At 60.8% G+C, this 13,744-nt stretch carries 13 protein-coding genes and 1 pseudogene; 9 read left to right on the top strand and 5 right to left on the bottom strand.

Going from position 1 to position 13,744, the window contains the following annotated elements; genetic code table 11:
• Positions 1-301 precede the first annotated feature (301 nt).
• From P3T21_RS03230 to P3T21_RS03240, 3 genes and pseudogenes are all read left to right on the top strand, one after another.
• Entirely contained in the window at positions 302-904 is a 603-nt protein-coding gene (locus P3T21_RS03230) for a DUF1326 domain-containing protein (protein WP_429254463.1), read from the top strand.
• 83 nt (positions 905-987) lie between these two features.
• A pseudogene (locus P3T21_RS03235) lies at positions 988-1,209 on the top strand (DUF305 domain-containing protein); the annotation flags it as partial.
• Positions 1,209-2,687: a YncE family protein gene (locus P3T21_RS03240; protein ID WP_429254464.1), complete on the top strand. Its 1,479-nt coding sequence runs from the start codon at positions 1,209-1,211 to the stop codon at positions 2,685-2,687. The pseudogene P3T21_RS03235 and the gene P3T21_RS03240, both read left to right, overlap by 1 nt.
• A 161-nt stretch (positions 2,688-2,848) precedes the next feature.
• Here P3T21_RS03240 and P3T21_RS03245 read toward each other — a convergent pair whose 3' ends face one another.
• Positions 2,849-3,766, bottom strand: a complete 918-nt coding sequence (locus tag P3T21_RS03245; protein ID WP_429254465.1) for a LysR family transcriptional regulator — start codon at positions 3,764-3,766, stop codon at positions 2,849-2,851.
• Between the two features lie 127 nt (positions 3,767-3,893).
• Between P3T21_RS03245 and P3T21_RS03250 the strand changes: the two genes are divergently transcribed.
• From P3T21_RS03250 to P3T21_RS03260, 3 genes are all read left to right on the top strand, one after another.
• Positions 3,894-5,177 (top strand): MFS transporter, encoded by a 1,284-nt coding sequence (locus tag P3T21_RS03250; protein WP_429254466.1) that lies wholly within the window; start codon positions 3,894-3,896, stop codon positions 5,175-5,177.
• A 113-nt stretch (positions 5,178-5,290) separates the two neighbouring features.
• Positions 5,291-6,799: a M81 family metallopeptidase gene (locus P3T21_RS03255; protein ID WP_429254467.1), complete on the top strand. Its 1,509-nt coding sequence runs from the start codon at positions 5,291-5,293 to the stop codon at positions 6,797-6,799.
• A 92-nt stretch (positions 6,800-6,891) separates the two neighbouring features.
• Positions 6,892-7,941 (top strand): alpha/beta fold hydrolase, encoded by a 1,050-nt coding sequence (locus tag P3T21_RS03260; RefSeq protein WP_429254468.1) that lies wholly within the window; start codon positions 6,892-6,894, stop codon positions 7,939-7,941.
• A 522-nt stretch (positions 7,942-8,463) separates the two neighbouring features.
• Here the strand turns inward: P3T21_RS03260 and P3T21_RS03265 are convergent.
• Positions 8,464-8,754: a hypothetical protein gene (locus P3T21_RS03265; RefSeq protein ID WP_429254469.1), complete on the bottom strand. Its 291-nt coding sequence runs from the start codon at positions 8,752-8,754 to the stop codon at positions 8,464-8,466.
• A 434-nt stretch (positions 8,755-9,188) separates the two neighbouring features.
• Here P3T21_RS03265 and P3T21_RS03270 point away from each other — a divergent pair, with 434 nt between their 5' ends.
• Complete coding sequence (locus P3T21_RS03270) at positions 9,189-11,108, top strand: SMP-30/gluconolactonase/LRE family protein (RefSeq protein WP_429254470.1); 1,920 nt, start codon at positions 9,189-9,191, stop codon at positions 11,106-11,108.
• A gap of 281 nt (positions 11,109-11,389) precedes the next feature.
• Here P3T21_RS03270 and P3T21_RS03275 read toward each other — a convergent pair whose 3' ends face one another.
• The gene (locus tag P3T21_RS03275; protein WP_429254471.1) at positions 11,390-11,623 is read right to left on the bottom strand and encodes a hypothetical protein; all 234 of its coding nucleotides are present in this window, start codon (positions 11,621-11,623) and stop codon (positions 11,390-11,392) included.
• Between the two features lie 110 nt (positions 11,624-11,733).
• Entirely contained in the window at positions 11,734-12,201 is a 468-nt protein-coding gene (locus P3T21_RS03280) for an Lrp/AsnC family transcriptional regulator (RefSeq protein ID WP_429254472.1), read from the bottom strand.
• A gap of 134 nt (positions 12,202-12,335) precedes the next feature.
• Between P3T21_RS03280 and P3T21_RS03285 the strand changes: the two genes are divergently transcribed.
• On the top strand, positions 12,336-12,965 hold the full coding sequence (locus P3T21_RS03285) for a LysE family translocator (RefSeq protein WP_429254473.1): 630 nt from the start codon (positions 12,336-12,338) through the stop codon (positions 12,963-12,965).
• Between the two features lie 48 nt (positions 12,966-13,013).
• On the opposite strand, the gene P3T21_RS03290 is transcribed toward P3T21_RS03285, so the two are convergent.
• Positions 13,014-13,187: a DUF1289 domain-containing protein gene (locus P3T21_RS03290; RefSeq protein ID WP_429254474.1), complete on the bottom strand. Its 174-nt coding sequence runs from the start codon at positions 13,185-13,187 to the stop codon at positions 13,014-13,016.
• 151 nt (positions 13,188-13,338) lie between these two features.
• Between P3T21_RS03290 and P3T21_RS03295 the strand changes: the two genes are divergently transcribed.
• A complete protein-coding gene (locus tag P3T21_RS03295; protein WP_429254475.1) occupies positions 13,339-13,659 on the top strand; it encodes a YnfA family protein in 321 nt (106 codons plus the stop codon).
• Positions 13,660-13,744: the final 85 nt, after the last annotated feature.

Genomic DNA, 13,744 nt, shown 5'->3' on the forward strand with positions numbered 1-13,744 from the left:
CTGGGGGGAATTCGTGAGTGCCCGTTTCGGGCGTGACGACGATCTCAACTGCAGCGACCTGAGACGGTATGCCATTGGGGACAGAGTTAGCCAGTTTGCGAACCTCCAGCGCCCGGGGTCCCGCAGGACACGGCGCTTGGGGTAGGCGGTCCCCGCCCTCTGGCCATTTCGACCTAGACTTGAATTGATTCGCTCGCCCGGTTCGGCGTCCGGAATCGCCACTGACGCGCGCAAACGCGCCATGCCCGAATGCCATAAGCGCGCGCACCCTGCGCGCGTCCGAACGACGGAGGTCAATGCCATGGCCGAGAACTGGAAGGTTGCCGGTACGTATTTCGAGAGTTGCAACTGCTACGCCCCGTGCAGTTGCGTTTGCCTCAGCCCGCCGTCTGACGGAGACTGCGCGGTGCTGATCGGTTGGCACGTCGATCAGGGCGAGTTCGCCGACGTGACACTGGACGGACTCAACATCGCTCTTTTTGCGTATTCGCCGGGTCACATGCTGCAAAACAAGTGGAAGGTGGCGCTTTATCTCGACGAACGCGGGACACCACAGCAGCAAGAGGCGTTGGGTAAGATCTTCTCCGGTCAAGCCGGGGGGCCGCTTTCCGCGCTGGGCCCGATGATTGGCGAAGTCATGGGCGTCAAACCAGCCGCGATCGACTACCACCTCGACGGGAAGCGTCGCAGCCTTCGCATCCCCAATGTCGCGGACGTCGAAATCGAAGCGTTGTCTGGTCAGGACGGAGGCGACGTCACCATCAGCAATCACCCGTTTACCGCTGTCCCAGGATTCGCGGCGGTGATCGGGAAATCGAAGCGCTTTAGCTTCACCGACCACGGCTTTTCCAGAGAAATCTCAGACCGAAACGGGTTCTATTCCCCGTTCGCCTACCAGGGCTGAGCGAGGTTTTCGAAGTGGGTTCGTGACTCGACGGCTGCCGGTGCGGGACCGCGTGATTGTACTGTCGGGACTCACGGCCGCGTCAAGGCGAGCTGCGCTATGGACACAACGAGCAACTGCGGCGCATCGCCCAGGAAATCGTGGTCGAGCAACAGCAGGAGATCGTCGCGATGCGGCTCGCGCTGGGTCAACTGCTGCCGACGCCCGCCCCGGCACCCGACCAGCCGACGCCCGCATCCGCCCCCGCACCGGCACATTCGATGTCGCATAACAGCATGCAAATGAACGTGCAAAAGGAGCCTTGATGAAACCCACGTCCATTGCCGCTATCGCCGTCGCGATTATCGTATTCACCGCTGCGCAGGCTGCCTCGGCTGGCCAGGCGCCCGGTTCGCTGTCCGATCCGGACATCCCGGTCACCCACCATGATCGCGTGTACGCGGCCGAGCAGTTCTCCAACACGGTCTCCGTTATCGATCCCGCGGACAACCATCTGGTCGGTGTAATTCGCCTCGGCGATCCGGCGCCCGCCAACTTCAGCCCGCTGTATCGCGGCCAGGTGCTTGTGCACGGCATGGGCTTCTCGCCGGACCACCACACGCTCGCAGTGGTGTCGATCGGCTCCAATTCCGTCACGTTCATCGACACGCAGACGAACGCGATCAAGCATGTCAGCTACGTCGGCCGGTCGCCGCATGAGGCGTTCTTCACGCCGGACGGCAAGGAAGTCTGGGTGACCGTGCGTGGCGAAAACTATGTCGATGTGCTGGACGGCAAGACCTTCGAAGAAAAGACGCGCATTACCGTTCCCGCGGGCCCCGGCATGCAGATCTTTTCTCCGGACGGCAAGTATGGATACGTGTGTTCGTCGTTCAATCCGGAGACCGATGTGATCTCGGTGGCCGACCACAGGATTATCGGCAAGGTCATGCAGGGAAGCCCGTTTTGCCCTGACCTCGCGGCGACGCCGGACGGCAAGCAGGTCTGGTTCACGCTGAAGGATGTGGGCAGGACCCAGGTGTTCGACGCGCGTCCGCCCTTTGCGGTGCTGAAGACGATCGACACCGGTCCGATCACCAATCACGTCAACATCGTGCAGAACGCAAATGGGATGTTTGCCTACGTCACCGTGGGCGGCCTGAATCAGGTGAAGGTATTCCGGACCGACGACTTCTCGCAGGTCGCAACGATTCCTGTCGGCAACCTCCCGCATGGCATCTGGCCGTCAGGTGACGGCAGCCGCGTTTATGTGGGCCTCGAGAACGCCGATGCGATGGCCGTGATCGATACGCTGACCAACAAGGTCATCGCCAACGTGCCGATCGGGCAGGCGCCGCAGGCAGTGACCTACGTGCCGAACGCCGTGCCAGAGGGTGACGGCACTCAGAACACGCAGCCGCTCGGGTTGGCGGGGCAGACGACCCATCTCGCCCTGATACCCGTTGGCACTGGCAAACCGGCGGGCGCCGTGAGCGTCCCCACCACCGTCACGCTTTTTGATCAGGGACTGGTGCAGGTTCTCCAGGCGGCCGTCACTGGGCTGCAGCCGAAGCAGCCCTACGTGCTGGGTCTCTCGAACAAACCCGATGGCAGCGGCAACGTGGAGCCGCTCGCCAACTTCATGACGAACCCAGCCGGTGCTGCGATTGTTACTGCGCTGGGCCAGATTCGCCAAGTGGTTGCACCGGGGGGAAACGCGGCGGGCGACAGGCACCGTTACCTCGTGATCGCTCCGCAAGTATCGGGTAAGGCGGGCGCGCCGGTCCAGGTGCAGGCGCTTTAAGGAGTGGGCGGACCTTTCATGCGGAAAATGGCGGCGGCAGGGCGTCGAACCGACTTGAAGCAAGGCTGTGCGGTCCCACGGATTTCGCGCGATCGGAAGGGAGCAATGCGTATCGTGGACAAGCGTTCAGGCGGGCGCCGTATGTCGATCTAGCGCCGCGTTCAACTTTCGTTGCCGAACATCGGCATCCGCCTCAGGATCCATTCGAGCAGTTCCTGCGCCCCGGCCGCAAGCGGCCGCCCGGATTTAACGAGCAATCGTGCTTTCGTGCCCTGAAACAGAGGGTGCGCGATCGGCACGATACACAGGTCGCCGGCCGCGATCTCGCGATAGGCGGCGAACTCGCCGATCAGCGTCACGAAATGCCCGGCTGAAACGAAGCGCTTCAGCGCGGCCAGCGAATTCGTGGTCAATGTCGGGCTGATTTTGATGTTCTCGGCGAATTCCAGCATCTTGACGACATGGCCGATTCCGAACGTCGCAGGCATCAGCGCGAGCGGCCAGGCGAGCAGATCGTCGACATTCGCCGGGCCGCCGCGTGTCGCCAGCGGATGATCGCGGCGAACGAGCAGCACAACGGGTTGCGCCGAACTCGCGCGATATTCGATACGCGGATGCGGCGGCGGGTTGTACGCGAGCCCAATATGCGCGCGGCTTTCCGCGACTTCATTCAATACATCGTCGACGGGCAGCATCTCCACGCCGACGTCCAGCTTCGGATACTGCGCGCAGAATTGCGCGAGCACGTCGTCGACCAGCGTGTCGACATAGCCTTCGCTGATGGCCAGCTGAATATGCCCTTGCTGAAGGCCTTTCAGCGCATGCAGCTGGTCTTCCAACTTTTCCTGTTGCGATCGATACCCCCGCCAGAACTCCAGCAGATGCATCGCCGCCTCGGTCGGCTTGACGCCGCGCGCCTCACGCTCGAAGAGCGTCGCGCCCAGCTCGTCTTCCAGCAGCTTGATCTGCCGCGTGATCACGGACGGCGACGTGTTGATGTTGTCCGCGGCGCCGCGAATCGTGCCGTGAACCAGCACTTCGTGGAAATAGCGCAGCCGTGCCTGGTTAATTTCGCGCATTGAAAGGCTCCGATTCATTGTGTTGCTCATGGAGCAACGATACGTGAACATAGTTGCTCTTGCTAGCAGGTTTTCTCCGCGGCACGATGCTCATACCCGACGAGCCAGGCGAACAACGGAGGCACACATGTCAGCGATTCAGACCTTGAGAGCCGAAGATGCTGTTTCGTCTCTCTACAGCAAGCTCAACTGGCGGCTTTTGCCGTTTCTCGTCACTTGCTACATGTTCGCGTATCTGGACCGCGTGAACGTCGGGTTTGCCAAACTCCAGATGCAAAGCGAACTCGGATTCTCCGATGCCGCTTACGGCGTCGGCGCGGGCATCTTCTTTCTGGGCTACGTGCTGTTCGAGATTCCGAGCAACCTGATGCTGCCGAAAGTCGGCGCACGCAAGACCTTCAGCCGCATTCTCGTGCTGTGGGGTATTACGTCGGCGTGCATGCTGTTCGTGCATAACGTGCCGATGTTCTACGCGATGCGGTTCCTGCTCGGCGTATTCGAAGCCGGCTTCGCGCCCGGCATGATCTATTACCTGTCGCGCTGGTACGGCCCCGCGCGCATGGCGCGCGCGATTGCTGTCGTGTTCGTCGCCGGACCGATTGGCGGCATTGTCGGCGGGCCGTTGTCGGCGTGGCTGATGTCGACGTTCTCGGGTGTCGGCGGATTGTCTGGCTGGCAATGGATGTTCCTTGTCGAAGGATTGCCGTGCATCGTGCTCGGCGTGCTGACGCTGTTCGTGTTGTCGAACCGTCCGTCCGAAGCGAAGTGGCTTTCCGCCGACGAGCAACATCTTCTCGAAAGCGAGGTCGGTGCGCCCACCACGCACGACCATTCGTTCCGCGCCGTGGCGAAGAATCCGCGCATCTATGTTCTCGCGCTCGCTTACTTCTGCATCATCTTCCCGATCTATGCGATCAGCTTCTGGCTGCCGACGTTGCTGAGAGATCAGGGTGTGGCGGACACGACGCGGCTCGGCTGGTACGTCGCGATTCCTTATGTTGCGGCCGCGTTTGGCATGTACTTCGCCGGTCGCCGTTCGGACCGTCTCGGCGAACGGCGCCATCACAGCGCGGTGCCCGCGTTCGTCGGCGCGCTGCTTCTCGCGTCGATCATTTTCACCGACGGCAATCTCTTCCTGACGCTCGCTACGCTGACGCTTGCGACGGCAATGATGTGGATGGCGTACACGGTTTTCTGGGCCATTCCGCCTGAGTACATCAAAGGGCCGGCTGCGGCGGGCGGCATTGCGCTCATCAACACGATCGGATTGTCCGGTGGCTTCTGGGGACCGGCCGTCATCGGCTGGACGAAGGCCGCCACGGGCAACATGCACGCAGGTTTGCTCGTCATGGCAGGCATGGCTGCGATTGCATCGGTCGTGATTATCACGAACAAGCGCGGCATCCATTGACGATTTAACAATGCTGCCATGCAGCGCCAGGCGGCTGAGTGTTTCCCCAGACAACGAGTTATAGCTTTGGAAAGGCCACGTCCTTTCCATATCGAACCGAAGGATGAACGGCAATGAAAATTCTGATCGCAGGCTTTCAACACGAGACCAACACGTTCGCGCCGACCAGGGCGTCGTTCCAGAGCTTCATCCAGGGCGAAGGTTTTCCGCCGCTGGCACGCGGCGTCGACGTGCTGAATCTGCGCGACGTGAACGTGCCGATCGGCGGTTTCATCAAGGTCGCGGAGGCGCAAGGGCACGAGCTGATTCCGGTGATCTGGGCGGGCGCGAGCGCGTCGGCGCATGTGACCGTGGACGCATACGAGCGCATTGCCGGCGAGATCACCGATGCTGTCAAAGCGGGTGGTTTCGATGCCATCTATCTGGACTTGCACGGAGCGATGGTCGCTGAGCATGCCGACGACGGCGAAGGCGAGTTGCTTGAGCGCGTGCGTGCGGTGGTCGGCAACAGCATGCCGTTTGTGGTGTCCCTTGATTTGCATGCGAACGTGACCGAGCGCATGTTGAAGCATGCGGACGCGATGGTCGCGTACCGGACGTACCCGCACGTCGACATGGCCGAAACGGGCGAGCGCGCGGCGCATCTGCTCGACAGGCTGGTCGCGGAGAAGCGCAAATTCACACGCGTCGTCCGGCGCATTCCATTTCTGATTCCGGTGAACGGCATGTGCACGCTGGTCGCGCCCGCCCATGACATGTACACCGCGCTGGCATCGCTTGAGCGCGATACGGTCGTGTCGCTGTCGTTTGCGCCGGGTTTTCCGGCTGCGGACTTTCCCGAGTGCGGTCCGGTGATCTGGGGTTACGGATTCGACAATGACGCGCTCACGAAGGCGATCGACACGCTGTACGCCAGGATGCTCGCGGAGGAATCGTCATGGGAAGTGCCGTTCCTTACACCCGACGAAGCCGTTATCGAAGCCATGCAGATCAGCCGGAACGCCAACAAGCCGGTCATCATCGCCGACACGCAGGATAACCCCGGCGTGGGCGGCGACTCGAATACGATGGGCATGGTGCGCGCGCTGCTGCGCAACGGTGCAACTGATGCGGCCGTCGGCGTGATCTGGGATGCGGACGCGGCCGCCGCCGCGCATCGCGCCGGTGTCGGCGCGCGCATCGAGCTTGCGCTGGCGGGCCGTTCGGGCGTGCCCGGCGATGAGCCGCTGAAAGGCACGTTCGAGGTGGAGCATGTGTCCGATGGCCGCTTCCGCTTTGACGGCCCGATGCTGAACGGCATGACGGGCGAACTCGGACCCGTTGCGTGCCTGCGTATCGACGGCGTGCGAATCGCTGTCAGCAGCGTCAAGATGCAGATTTTCGATCGCAATCTCTATCGCGTTGCGGGCATCGAACCCGAGCAGATGAAGATTCTGGTCAACAAAAGCTCCGTCCATTTTCGTGCGGATTTTCAGGCTATCGCAGAGACCATTCTTGTCGCGAAGGCGCCCGGACCGATGGCTGCGGACCCGGCCGATCTGCCGTGGCAGCGTCTTGATCCGCACATCCGGGTACGTCCGAAGGGGCCTTCCTTCGACGAGATTCGCTCAGCCGCCGCATGACGACACACTCGACCACGCGAACTTTGCATGCATACCGGCGCGATCCAAGCCCGCGCGCTCATGAATGAAATCAACCCAAGAGGAGAATTCTTATGTCGGATCAGATCAACTCTCGGCGCCGCTTTCTGCGGACCACGGCAGTCGGTATCGGCGCAATGCAATTGAGCCTGACCGGGCTTGTTCGCGCCCAGTCGAATCAACCCGCGCAAGGCGTCGCTGCGACGAATGGCGCGACGTCGAATGCGTCGTTCGGTCAGATCAAACAGATCAACGCGGGCACGCTCAACGTGGGCTATGCGGAAGTCGGGCCGGAGAACGGTCCCGTCGTCATTCTGCTGCATGGCTGGCCTTATGACATCCATAGCTTTGTCGAGGTCGCGCCGATTCTTGCCGCGGCGGGCTATCGGGTCATCGTTCCGTATCTTCGCGGCTACGGCTCGACGCGTTTCCTGTCGAGCAAAACGATGCGCAATGGGCAACAGGCCGTGGTCGCGGTCGACATCATCGCATTGATGGATGCGTTGAAGATCCAGAAGGCGGTGTTTGGCGCTTTCGACTGGGGCGCGCGGACCGCGAACATCATCGCGGCGCTGTGGCCGGAGCGTTGTGCGGGGCAGGTTTCCGTCAGCGGCTATCTGATTGGCAGCCAGCAAGCCAACAAGGCGCCGTTGCCGCCGAAGGCCGAATTCGCGTGGTGGTATCAGTTTTACTTCGCCACGGAGCGCGGGCGGCTTGGCTACGAGGCCAACCGGCATGATTTTTCGAAGCTCATCTGGCAGCTTGCGTCGCCGAAATGGAGCTTCGACGATGCAACTTATGACCGTTCCGCAGAGGCGTTCAAGAATCCCGATCATGTTGCAGTCGTGATTCACAACTATCGTTGGCGGCTGGGTCTCGTGAAAGGCGAGTCGCAATACGACGCGTTGGAACAGCGTCTTGCAGCGGCGCCCGTCATCACGGTCCCGACGATCACGATTGAAGGCGATGCGAACGGCGCACCGCATCCTGATCCGGCGGCGTACGCAAGAAAATTCACCGGCAAGTATCAGCACCGGAATATCGAAGGCGGCATTGGTCACAATTTGCCGCAAGAAGCACCGAAAGCCTTTGCGGATGCCGTGATCGACGTAGCGCGCATGTGATCCGCCGCATCATCCTGGCGCGTCGCCAGTAAAGACAGCGACGCCGCCGTCAACAACTGCCCGAAATTCGAGCTATGTCGGGCGAAGCCTTGCCGGGCGTGGGTCGTAAACGTTTATCCAGGGGTGCCCTCAAGAAACGGATTTTTAAGTACGCCAGGCACCCGGACCGGACGTTTCGAGTGTCTCCGCGCACACCCACTCCGGCCAGTCAGTCCCCCCCGAAGCAGCCGTTCAACGTTTGACATGAGTCGCGTACGCCCGCTTGTTCGCGCCTCGCCGCTCGATGAAGAAGAAAACAGATTGCCCGCTCCGCTTTTCCGAATAGTACGGACGTGGGTCCGTTGAATGCAGTCAGGCGGCAAGAGAGCCAGAAGTGCCGCATTGTGACGAGCCCGAAGGATTCGCAAAAGGCATGTCTGGACGAATCAGGCAAGACGTGGGCGTGAGGAGTGGACGGTGAGGCCGGTTGCGTACGTCCCAATCCGCCCGCTGAACTCACGCGCTGCCAGTCGAAAGGCAAAGTTACTTCAGGTGAATGAGGACTGATCCCTCCGATATCTCCGGCGCGCCCACGCCCGTGCTTTCGGCGTCTTTCGCGATCCAGTCCTTCGCCTTTTGCACGCTATCATCAATGCCTGCCTTGTCCTGGCAAACAGTCACCGAGAATCCGCCATCGCCGCTGCGTGCGAGGGTGCAGCCGACAAAGCCTTTGACCGGACGCATCAGTTCTTCGACGTCAGCCGTGCGCTTCTCCAGCAGATCGAACAACTCCTTTGCGCCCTTTCCGGAAAATCTCCTTATAACAGTTTGCATGATTGCATCCTCCTGTTTGATGGACCAGCGAGACGAGCATGCCGCACGAACAATGTGTGCAGCGTGCAACTGCTCTTTCCGACAGCGTGTAGTGCGTGGAAGTAATTGAGAAGGCCTGTACTGAAAACGCGAACAGCTCAACCTTTTCCGCAACTCGCCGATATACCGCTCGAACGCAGCGTTGAGTTGGACAGACGCGACACTTACTGGAGCGGCGAGTGGACAAGGACAGTTTCCTGCGCCGGGCACGCTTCGAAGACGACCCGTCCCGATCGAAGAATCTTCCAGCCCATAGCGCGCGTGCCAGCACGACAAGGATGGCAGCCACAGGAACCATCGGTCGATCCCCATGTAAAGTCCATCAGGTTGTCAACGCTGCGAGCATGGGCCAAACCGCAATCCCCCGATTCAGGTGCCTCAGGAGGGCACGCTTCATGATCATGAAACGAATCTATGCCACGTTCCTCGCCACACTGCTGATCGCTACGCTTGCGCCGGAGTGCCAGGGACAGTACACCACCGACTGGGTGGCGAACACATTTGGGACCAACGCTACCCGCGTGGGTAGCGTCGCGCGCTCCATGTGGATAGCGCCCGAGGGTGTCATCTACACGGCTTCCATGTGGGACGAAAACGAAGGTGGTGTCGCGATATACCAGAACGGCCAAAGCCTGGGGTCCATAGGAGGTCACGGCGAGTTTCAGGGCAGCGCCATTACGGGTAATGCAACTTCGATCTTCGCCGCTCTGCAATTTAATACCGCTTACGGCAGCGGCGCGGTGGGGCGGTACAACCGAACCACTCGAACTCGCGACTTTCTCATCCCGGTCAGCACGACAACGACAGAGCGGCGGGCTGATGTAATCACGGGACTCGCGACATCGGGCTCGCTCCTTTATGCGAGCGACTTTCCTGGAAATCGCGTCCGCGTCTATACCACCGACGGCGTCTGGCGGCAGGATATCGCCGTCTCAGGCCCTGGCGCACTCGCGGTGGACAGCGCAGGAAACATCTGGGTTGCGCAGAAGAGTGCGGGCGCGATCCTCGAATTCAATCCGGCCGGCGTGCTCGTGAACACCATCCAGACGTCCGTCGCCTCTCGACCGTCCTCGCTGTATTTCGATTCGTCGACCGGGTGTCTCATGATCGGCGACGAGGGCCCCGACATGAACATCAAGATCTATAACATTTTGGGCATTCCATTTCTGGTCAGTACATTTGGCATTCAGGGGGGATATCTCGATACGACAACGGGAATCAAAGGCCAGGTTGGCGACAAGCGTTTTACCCGCGTCACCGGCATCGGCAAAGACGCCGCCGGCAACCTGTACGTGCTCAACAACCCGTGGGGCGGAAGCTGGGACCTCGGCCGCGACGGCGGCACCGATATTCACTCCTACGACAGTTTTGGCCACCTGCAATGGAAGCTTCAGTCTCTCAACTTCGAGGGGGTCGCCGCTCCGGACCCGGGTACTGACGGCACGTACTTCTATGGAGGCACCAACATCTACACCGGCACCGCGGGGGGAACCTTCGTAGCGAACACGGTCGATCCGATCGACTATCCATCCGATCCGCGCATCAACATCAACGATCACTCACGGGATGAGCACTTCGGTCAACTTGCCACCGTCGGCGCCAACCGGATCCTCGTGGCGTCGGGCCAGAATCCCGATACCTTCTACTTCTTCCACTTCAATGCTGCGAATGGCTACATCGCAATACCGGACGCCACGCTTCCAGGTACGGCGTTCAATACGACCGCACCGGTCAGGGACGGATTCTGCCTCGACAGCAAAGGGGAAGTCTGGGCCGGTTTGGACAAAACGAATGCCATCTGGCACTTTCCGCTGACCGGCTTCGATGCCAACGGTCGGCCGAGTTGGGGAGCAGGAATTGCAACGCCCGTTCCGCGCACGATCACACCATTGACGCGGATCATCTACCTGCCGGAAAGCGACACGATGATCCTGGCACAAGGCGTTGTCGGGAGCACGGACTGGACATCGATCGGAACGCGGATCGAGGTGTATCACGGCTGGCTCGCAGGCAACACGACCGTTCCCAATCCGGTGATCAACCTCACCAGCGCCAATCCCAAGTCGATCACGGCGGCCGGCAACTATCTCTTCGTCGGATACGTACACACCGTGCCCAACATCGATGCCTTCAATCTGATCACAGGCAGCTTGGACACCACGTTGATCAACAGCAACCCCAATACCGTCTACGTCGGCAATGATGTGGATTCGATGTACGGCCTTAGATCGTACCGTCGGTCGACCGGGGAGTACGTGATCACGAAGGACAACTACAACGGGGCCAGCGTCATCATTTATCGCTGGACACCCTGATCAACAGTGCTCGCCGCGGCTACGCCCCCGGCGAGCACCTCACGTCATGTCGACTTATTGACGTGTGATGTCAGGCAAAGCCGTCAGAATCGTCATAGATTTCAAGCTGACACATTCGGCGTCGGCAGGCGTGCAAGCCGTGCAGCGGCCAGACTCACGCGGAAAAGGCAACTAACGGTCTAGCGCGCCCAGCGTCTTCAGATTGGGCCGGCGCGCCGCGCAAGGAAAGAATGAACCGTCGGTGAGGCAAAAGCGGCTCGTAGGGAGAGGAGGTCGTCCGCTTACCGGTTACCGTCAAGCAGATCGCCGAGGAGCCCGTCGAAAGCGGCCTGCGCGTCTTCGAGTTCTTGCAGCGCTGCATCGAAGGTCTGCAATGCCATCTGCGACGGCCGGCCATCGCCGGCGGGCGGGAATTGCGATTGCAACGACGCAAACGCCGTCTGTACTTTCTTCGTCGCGTTGAGCACGCGCTCCATCGCACTGCGTTCTTCAGCTCGTGCCTGTTCGTGATCCATGAAAACTCCGTCGTTCATCGGGTAAAAAATATGACATCGCTGGCCACTATGCCACGGGTCTTCGCGAGCAACCTCCGCTGCGGCACGCGCTGGTTGTACACGGCATCGGCTTAAGGCAGCGGCAGGCCACCGTTGGCTTTGACCTCTCGCAGCGACAGCGACGACTCAACCGATGTCACCCCAGGCAGGCTGCGCAACTGATCGCGCATGAAGGTGCCGTAATCGTCGAGGTCGCGGGCGACGACCTGAAGCACATAGTCCGCGCTGCCCGATACGTTATGACACGACAGGATGCGGGGAATCGCAAGGACTTCGCGCTCGAAGCGCGTCGCGACCGCCCGGTCGTGCACAGCAAACCGCACATACACAAACGCGACCACGCCGAGCCCAAGCGCCGAACGCGACAGCATCGCGCGATAGCGCTCGATGTAGCCTTCGTTTTCCAGGCGCTTCAATCTGCGGGCACACGGCGTTTCACTCAGACCGACCAGTTCGGCGAGGCGAGCGTTGGACATGCGTCCATCCGCCTGCAACGCGGCGAGGATGGCGCGATCGACTTTGTCGAGATCGTCGGTCATGTGGGTGGAAAGCGCTATTTTAATGATGAATTTTAGCGCAATAACCCAGCGAGTTATCTCTAGCCCATGCAAATCGCCAGAAATCTCTCCGTTGACGATAGCAAGATAGAGCCTTGAAAAACGCGGGGTTCGTCATGGTCTCAACTCATCTAATGGTCGTTTTTGTCGCGGCACTGGCTGTCGTCTACGCAGTTCCGGGCCCGGACATGGCGCTCGTCATGCAGACAAGCATCGGGCGCGGTGCGCGAAATGGTTTTGCGGCAGCCGGCGGTCTTGCGATGGCGCGAGCGACGCATGTCACGCTGTCCGCGTGCGGCGCCGCTGCACTGTTTCGCAGCGCGCCCTGGCTTTACGAAGTCGTCCGCTATGGCGGCGCGGTATATCTAGCATGGATCGCGGTGCAGATTTTCCGGTCACCGGTTTTCGCGTTGCCGGCGGGCGGGGTCGTCGCACCTGAGCCGCGCCCGTTGCGCGCGGCCTTCGTCAAGGGTTTGTTGACCAACTTGCTGAATCCAAAGGCGTTGTTGTTCTGTTCAGTGTTGTTGCCGCAATTCGTTCGGCCGGAGGCGGGGCCGGTCGCCGTTCAGGTTGCCGAACTGGGCATCGCGCTTCTGATCGTTGGCGCGTGTTTCGATGCGGCCTACGCGATCGGCGCCGCACGGATCGCGAACTGGATGCGGAGCCATCCGCTCGCGCAGACCGTCCAGCGGTGGACATTTTCAGCGGCGCTGGTTGGGTTCGCGTTGCGGCTATCGCTCGATTGATCTGCCAATGGCGCAAGGTCCCTGGTTCAGCGATCAGTGTGGCCTGGTCTACCTGTTCAGCTTCGATTCACGACGCGGTCTGTCGTCGATAATCTTGCGACGGTGTTTGTCTTTCATCGTCTTCCATCCCTTGCATTCGTCGCGGGTACGCAGGCAGCCGATGCACAGGCCAGTTTTGCCGTCGAACCTGCAGATGTCGACGCAGGGAGATTTGGCGGTCATGACATACCGGGGAGATTGAAGAGGTGCGGTGACTTTCGCATGCGGATCGGGCCGCGGGCAAAGTGATTGTGTTAATAAAAGCCATAGACGATTTGCGTGTTATCTACGTCCGTCGACAACTTCCTCCTTCACAACACCCCTTCGCTCATCAATGACGACATTCCTTCTTTATGCGGTGACCGCGATTGCCGAGATCGTCGGTTGCTATCTGCCGTGGCGCTGGCTCAAAGAGGACGGCTCACCGTGGCTGCTTGTACCGGGCGCGCTAAGCCTGGCGCTGTTTGCGTGGCTGCTGACGTTGCATGGCACGGCCGCGGGGCGCGTCTATGCCGCATACGGCGGCGTCTATGTCGCGGTCGCGATCCTGTGGCTGTGGGCCGTCGATCAGGTGCGGCCAACGTTGTGGGATCTTGTCGGCGTCGCCGTGACGCTGGCCGGCATGAGCCTCATCGCATTCCAGCCCCGGGTGTGATGCGCGGGTCTGGTCTCGCAACGGTGACTGATCTGCAGGTGGCGTCCACGTGAAGTCCGGGTCGCCGCCGTTCTACTGCTGGCAC

It is taken from the genome of Paraburkholderia sp. GAS334, assembly GCF_050436625.1.
In the GTDB taxonomy this organism is placed as follows: domain Bacteria; phylum Pseudomonadota; class Gammaproteobacteria; order Burkholderiales; family Burkholderiaceae; genus Paraburkholderia.